The sequence below is a fragment of the Nocardia sp. NPDC050710 genome (genome assembly GCF_040654375.1).
Classification (GTDB): domain Bacteria; phylum Actinomycetota; class Actinomycetes; order Mycobacteriales; family Mycobacteriaceae; genus Nocardia.
The window spans coordinates 256,485-262,708 of record NZ_JBFAHV010000009.1; the positions used below are offsets into that span (position 1 = coordinate 256,485).

Annotated in this window: 6 protein-coding genes; all 6 read right to left on the reverse strand. The window is 66.5% G+C overall.

Annotated features, from left to right (window positions below):
• Positions 1 to 91 precede the first annotated feature (91 nt).
• Positions 92 to 1,441, reverse strand: a complete 1,350-nt coding sequence (locus AB0H61_RS18765) for an LLM class flavin-dependent oxidoreductase (RefSeq protein ID WP_357305840.1) — start codon at positions 1,439 to 1,441, stop codon at positions 92 to 94.
• Positions 1,438 to 2,223: an ABC transporter ATP-binding protein gene (locus AB0H61_RS18770; RefSeq protein ID WP_357305843.1), complete on the reverse strand. Its 786-nt coding sequence runs from the start codon at positions 2,221 to 2,223 to the stop codon at positions 1,438 to 1,440. Before AB0H61_RS18770 ends, AB0H61_RS18765 begins: the two co-directional genes overlap by 4 nt.
• Positions 2,199 to 3,071 (reverse strand): ABC transporter permease, encoded by an 873-nt coding sequence (locus tag AB0H61_RS18775; protein ID WP_357305846.1) that lies wholly within the window; start codon positions 3,069 to 3,071, stop codon positions 2,199 to 2,201. Before AB0H61_RS18775 ends, AB0H61_RS18770 begins: the two co-directional genes overlap by 25 nt.
• A complete protein-coding gene (locus tag AB0H61_RS18780) occupies positions 3,071 to 4,165 on the reverse strand; it encodes an ABC transporter substrate-binding protein (protein WP_357305849.1) in 1,095 nt (364 codons plus the stop codon). The genes AB0H61_RS18775 and AB0H61_RS18780 overlap by 1 nt, the downstream gene beginning before the upstream one ends.
• A gap of 165 nt (positions 4,166 to 4,330) precedes the next feature.
• Positions 4,331 to 5,497 carry an alpha/beta hydrolase gene (locus AB0H61_RS18785; RefSeq protein WP_357305851.1) on the reverse strand — a complete coding sequence of 389 codons (1,167 nt, stop codon included), beginning with the start codon at positions 5,495 to 5,497 and terminating at the stop codon, positions 4,331 to 4,333.
• Positions 5,498 to 5,586: 89 nt separating this feature from the next.
• Positions 5,587 to 6,060 (reverse strand): SRPBCC family protein, encoded by a 474-nt coding sequence (locus AB0H61_RS18790; RefSeq protein WP_357305854.1) that lies wholly within the window; start codon positions 6,058 to 6,060, stop codon positions 5,587 to 5,589.
• Between the last annotated feature and the right edge of the window lie 164 nt (positions 6,061 to 6,224).

Below are 6,224 nucleotides of genomic sequence, written 5' to 3' on the forward strand. Positions count from 1 at the left end.
GGCAGCGGCATCGGCTTCGACCATTCCGCCGCTCACCGTGCCGCCGCTACCACAGTGGCCATCGCCCTAGTCGGACAGCAACTTTCGCCGCTCACCCGGCCAACGCCGGACGACGAGCATAGCGGCTCTCCGGGCGGGGCAGGCCGAAGTGGTCGCGCAGGGTGGTGCCGGTGTACTCGGTGCGGAACAGGCCGCGCTCCTGCAGGATCGGCACCACGGTCTCGGCGAAGACCTCGAGTCCGCCCGGGTAGTACGGCGGCATGACGTTGAAACCGTCGGCGGCACCGTTGCGGAACCATTCCTCGATGGTATCGGCGACCTGCTCCGGGGTTCCGGCGAAGACCCGGTGCCCGCGGGCCCCGGCGAGACGATGCAACAGACCGCGCAGAGTTGGACGTTCCCGCTGCACGATTCCCGCGACAACCTGCAGGCGGCTCTGGCCGTTGTCGGTGACATCGCCCGCGCCGCTGAACAATTCGAGCGGAATGGGTTCGTCGAGCGGTAGGTGCCGCAGGCTCTTGCCTGCGATATTCTCCAACTGCACGAGTCCATAGTCGGGGACGGTGAGTTCGTTGAACTCACGCTCCAGCTTCTTCGCCGCGGCTTCGGTATCGGCGATGAAGGGGCTGATGCCCGGCAGAATCTTGACCTGTTCGGGATTCCGGCCGAATCCCTTGGCCTGCGCCTTGATATCGGCGTAGAAGGTCTGCGCGTCCTCCAGACGCTGGTGCGCGGTGAAGATCGCCTCGGCGTAGCGTCCGGCGAAGGCGCGGCCGTCGTTGGAGGCGCCCGCCTGCACCAGCACCGGATGCCCCTGCGGGGTGCGCGGTGCGTTGAAAGGACCACGCACCTGGAGATATTCGCCGATGAAGTCGATCTGGTGGATCTTCTCCGGCTCGGCGTAGACGCCCGACTCCTTGTCGAGCAGGATCGCGTCGTCCTCCCAGCTGTCCCACAGCGCGACCACCGCGTCGACGAATTCCCGGGCCCGTGCGTAGCGTTCGGCGTGGTCGGGATGCTTGTCCAGACCGAAATTGGCGGCCGCGAGGTCGGTTCCGGTGGTGACGATATTCCAGCCTGCGCGGCCGCCGGAGATGTGGTCCAGGGTGGAGAAGAGCCGGGCCAGATTGTAGGGCTCGTAGTACGTGGTGGAGGCGGTGGCGATCAGGCCGAGATGCGTTGTCGCGGTGGCGATGGCGGTGAGTAGGGTGATCGGCTCCAGCCCGGAGCCCGCATTGTGCTTGATATTGGTGCGCAATGCCGGACCATCGGCGAAGAACACCGCGTCCAGCTTGGCGGCCTCCGCGGTGCGGCCGATCTCCTGGTAGTAGCGGATATCGTAGATGCGGTCGGGCTGGCTCTGCGGATGCCGCCAGGCCGCCTCGTGGTGTCCGGAGGGATAGATGAATGCGTTGAGGCTGAGCTGACGTGGCTCGGTCATGAGGCTTGTTTCGCTTCCTGGCGAGAGATCGATGGGGCGGGGGTGGCGTCGACACCGAGACCGGCGAGCAGCACCTCGCGCAGCCGGATGAATTCCGGATCGCCGTGGCGGCGTGGCCGTTCCAGATCGATACGCCGATCGAGGGCAATCCGTCCCACGTCCAAGACCAGTACCCGGTCGGCCAGCAGCACCGCCTCGTCCACATCGTGGGTGACCAGCAGTACCGCGGGCTTATATCTGGCGCACAGATCCTGTAGCAGCGCATGCATTTTGATCCGGGTCAACGCATCCAGCGCGCCGAACGGTTCATCGGCAAGCAACAGCTCCGGTTCCCGCACCAAGGAGCGGGCCAACGCGACGCGCTGCTGTTCGCCACCGGAAAGCTCCTTGGGCCAGGCCCGTTCACGCCCCGCCAGCCCGACCTCGGCCAGCGCGGTGCGGCCGCGCTGCGCGGCATCGGCGCCGCCCAGGCCGAGGGTGACGTTATCCAGTACGCGCAGCCAGGGCAGCAGCCGCGAATCCTGGAACACCACCGCCCGTTCGGTCGGCACGTTCAACTCGCCCGAGCCGGGGACGTCGTAGTCGAGTTCGGCCAGTGCCCGCAGCAGGGTGCTCTTGCCGGAACCGCTGCGCCCCAGCAGTGCGACGAATTCGCCGCGGGCGATATCGATGTCGATCCCGCGTAACACCACCCGTTCACCGAATCCGCGGCTGAGACCGCGCAGCCGGACCACGCCGGCATCGGGCGGCGGAACCTTCAGTCCCCCAGTGTCTGCCGCCATGACAGCGCCCTCCTCTCCAATGCCCGCACGGCGATATCGCCGAGCAGCCCGAGCAGGCCGTAGATCACCAGTCCGACCACGATGACGTCGATCTGGCCGTAGGTGCGGGCCTGCGTCATCAGATATCCGATTCCGCTGGTGGCGTTGACCTGCTCCACCACGACCAAGGCCAGCCACGCGATGGTGACCGCGAGTCGCAGGCCGGTGAAGAATCCGGGGAGTGAACCGGGTAGCGCCACCCGCCGGATGAAGGCCCACCGCGAAAGCCCCACGGTTTGCGCGAGTTCCACGTAGCGGGCGTCCACACTGCGCAGCTGTGCGTGCGTATTGATATAGATCGGAATGGCGACGCTGGTGGTGATGACAATGAGCTTCATCTCTTCGCCGATCCCGAACCACACGATGAACAGCGGAATCAACGCGAGCGTCGGAATCGCCCGCTTGATCTGAATCGGCCCGTCCACCACGGCTTCACCGATCCGGCTCAACCCCGCGATCAGCGCGAGCACCAGGCCGATGACGACGCCGATGCCCAGTCCGAGACCGGCGCGCTGGACCGAGGTGAGCAGATTCGACTGCAATCTGCCGTCCGCGATCAGATCGCCCGCGGTCTCGGCGACCGTCCACGGGGCGGGAAGCGTCTCGGGATCGAGTGTGCCGGTGGCGGATCCGAGGATCCATGCGGCGATCAGCAGCGCCGGTCCGATGGCAATACCGAATGGGATCGGACGGCCGGGGCCGAGCCGGGGCCGGGTCGGTTTGCGCTGGGCCAACAGGGGTTCGGGCGCGGCGCGTCCGATGTGGGGCAATCTCCCGAATACCCCGGCGTCGGCGGTGCGAATGGCCATCAGTTCTTCCCTCGCTCGAAGGCGGCGCCGACCTCGGTCACCGTCTGGGTGATAACCGCGTCGAAGCGCAGGTCGAAACCGTTGGCGGCCTTGATCTTCTTCGGCAGCTCACCGGCGGCGTCGATGACATCGATGGTGGCCTGCTGGCTGTCGATCAGCGCCTGATCCAGGTGCGGGAAGGTATAGGTGCCGAGCGAATCCACGATCCGCTTAGCGTCTTCGGGGCTCACCTTCTGGCTGTCGACGTAGTACTTCTGCGCCCACTCCTGCCGGTGGGTATTGACCCAGTGGTAGGCGCGCACATAGGCGGCCACCAGTGCCCGTGCCGCGGCGGCCCGTGCCGGGTCCTGCACCACGACGCGCCGGGCGTACAGGTAGGCCAGGCCGCCGTAGATGCCCGAGGTCTCCGAATCCGGAATCAGCGAGGCGCCCGGGGTGCGCAGCAGACGGGTGACATTCGGCTCGATCAGCGGCGCGACATCGACCTGCCCGGTCCGTACCGCGTCCAGGAACTCGGCGAGGTGCAGCCGGATCAGTTGCATATCACCGGTTTTCAATCCGGCCTTGCCCAGCGCGCGCAATACCGCCGCCTGCTGGGCGGTGCCCTCGGCGTAGGCGATCTTCTTGCCTTTCAGATCCGCCAGCCGGGTGATCGAACGGCCTGGGGCGACCGCGAGTTTCAGCGCGTCGGCGGCGGTCTGGTAGGCCGCGATGATCGGCACGTCCTGTCCCGCCGCCAGGGCGTGGATCGGTGGGACATCGCCGACCGGGGCCACATCGGCGGCTTCGGCCCGGAACGCTTCGAGAATGGCGGGCCCGCCGACGAAATTGGCGAACTCGACCTTGAACGGCAGCTTGTCCAATTCGCCGGATACCCGCAGCGCGGACTGCAATCGCTCCTGCTGGTCGGCCACAACAAGTTTGGTGCCCGCCGGAATCTCGGTCGGCAGTGGCGTGTCGGCGGTGCCGGTACCGACCGGTTTGTCATCACTCGCGCAACCGGTCAGCCCCAGGCTCACAACGGTCGCCACGGCGAGCAAGGCGGCAGTGGTGCGGCCACGGAGGCCGGTGAACATCGTGCTTGGTCGATACATGCGGGGAATTGAAGCAAGGCAGCTTCGGAACGGATACGGTTTGGTTTGGTCTGATTCGAACCCTGCCGGAATGGCCGCGATATCGGCGAAACTGGCTCCGGCACTCCGATCGATCGCCGTCCGCGCCACGGCGACCGATTGCCGATCGCCCGACGGCGCCGAAACTCACCGCGGCGCCGCCGAGTTGGTCGCGGCCCGAGCCTGCGCCTGATACCGCTGCACGAACGGCAGCACCTGTTCGGAGATCACCCGGTTGTATTCGCCGGGCCGCTGCCTGGGGTTGGCGTGACCCGTATTGCGCGGAAAGACCACCAGCAGCGTGCCATCGACCCCGCCCACGCGCTCGACCAGTACCTGATGCGAATACTCCACATCGACCACGCGGTCGGCGGTGGGATCGCGCGGACGCAGGTACACGATGGCCGGGCGCGGTTTGCCGTCGATCGAATGTGACAATGCGCGCAGATCGTTGATCGCGCCGCCCGCGACGATGGCCAGGAACTGTGCCTCGATCAGACCGTTGCTGGCCACATCCGCGGAGAAGATCTTGTCCTGCAACACCTCGTCGACCACATCACGCAACTCCGTCAACCCGACGCCCGGCAGGCCGTATCGGTCGCGGTGGACGAATTGATCTCGGCGAGCATAGGTTTCGACCGCGAACCGCAGCGTGCGACTTTCCCGTGCCCCGGGCAGCCAGCCCATCCAGCGCACCATATCCTCGCCGCGGCCGCGGCTCTCCGGGCGGACCGCGTTCAGATCCATCGGGGTGCAGTCCAATAGCACCGCCACCAGCCGCCGATCGCTGTCGGTGTGGATATGCCTGCCCACCTCCAGAGCGACCACCCCGCCCATGCTGTGCCCGACCAGCACCACATTCTTCAGACCCGACATCAGGGCCGCGCGGGTGATCAGGTCGGCGATCACCTTGGTGTCGATGCCGCGATTGTCGTATTCGATGGCCCAGACCACGCCCATCTGATTCAGCGAGGGCAGCGCGGCGGCGGTGTCACTGGCATTCAGCCCACCGAGACCGACCAGATCGACCACGACGGTATCCCAGTTCTGTTCGTCGGCGGGGGTCGAGATGGGCAGTACCGCCGGCGCGGTGCGAGCCAGCCGGGCCCGCTCGGGCGCGACGTCGTTTCCCCAGTACTGGGCGAATACAACCAGCCCGGCTATCAGCAACGCGGCCACCCGCAGCAGCGTCAGTCTGGTGCGGCGCAACGTCTTCCAGTCGTGCCCGAGGCGGGCTTCCCGAAGCCGGGCCTTGCGTCGCGCGTCGTTCCAGTCCGAGACCGTGGACGGGTGCCGATCGTCCAACGGCGACATCACTCCACTGTGCATCCTCTCCGGCCGCGACGCCAAGGGCAGCACGACGCCGCGGTGCGCTAGGTTTCCGCGCGCGGCGTCCGCCGGATCTACTCGGGAACCGTGCCGGTTTCGGCGAGGGCGGCGAGTTTGCCGAGGGATATGCGCCAACCGAGTTCATTGTCGGCAGGCAAGACACCGCTGGGAACGCCGTCGTGGAGGGCCATGAGATCGGTGCCGCCGCCCGCGGCGTCGGCGAGCCGGAGGGTGATGGTCATTTCGCCGCGAACCGCCGGATCGTCGGTTTCGAATTCGACGATCTCGACGACCTGTTCATCCGGTATCAAGGTGACGAAGCGGCCGTTGAAGGTATCGGTCTGGTCGGTGGTCTTGCCGGCGTCGGTGGGTTCGTCGTGGGTGAGGGAGATGCGGAACGCACCACCCTCACGCGGCTCGAATTCGTGGACCTCGCTGGTCATACCGGTGGGGACCATCCAGGTTGCGACCGCCTCGGCGTCGAGCAACAGACGGTAGACGGTCGACCGCGGGGCGTCGATATGCTTGCCGATCTTGGTGGAGGCCACGAATCCACGGTAGTCCGGACGCAGGCCAGCGCAAGGGAAGTCGACGAATCGACCGTATAACGCGAAAAGGCCCCCAGCATCAGCTGGGGGCCTTTCGCAATGATGTTCCGGCGGTGTCCTACTCTCCCACACCCTGTCGAGTGCAGTACCATCGGCGCTGGCAG

Bases quoted from the DNA above. Each gene is read 5' to 3' on its own strand.
- AB0H61_RS18785 (WP_357305851.1), bottom strand. From the start codon at position 5,497: ATGTCGCCGTTGGACGATCGGCACCCGTCCACGGTCTCGGACTGGAAC.
- AB0H61_RS18780 (WP_357305849.1), bottom strand. From the start codon at position 4,165: ATGTATCGACCAAGCACGATGTTCACCGGCCTCCGTGGCCGCACCACT.
- AB0H61_RS18775 (WP_357305846.1), bottom strand. From the start codon at position 3,071: ATGGCCATTCGCACCGCCGACGCCGGGGTATTCGGGAGATTGCCCCAC.
- AB0H61_RS18770 (WP_357305843.1), bottom strand. From the start codon at position 2,223: ATGGCGGCAGACACTGGGGGACTGAAGGTTCCGCCGCCCGATGCCGGC.
- AB0H61_RS18765 (WP_357305840.1), bottom strand. From the start codon at position 1,441: ATGACCGAGCCACGTCAGCTCAGCCTCAACGCATTCATCTATCCCTCC.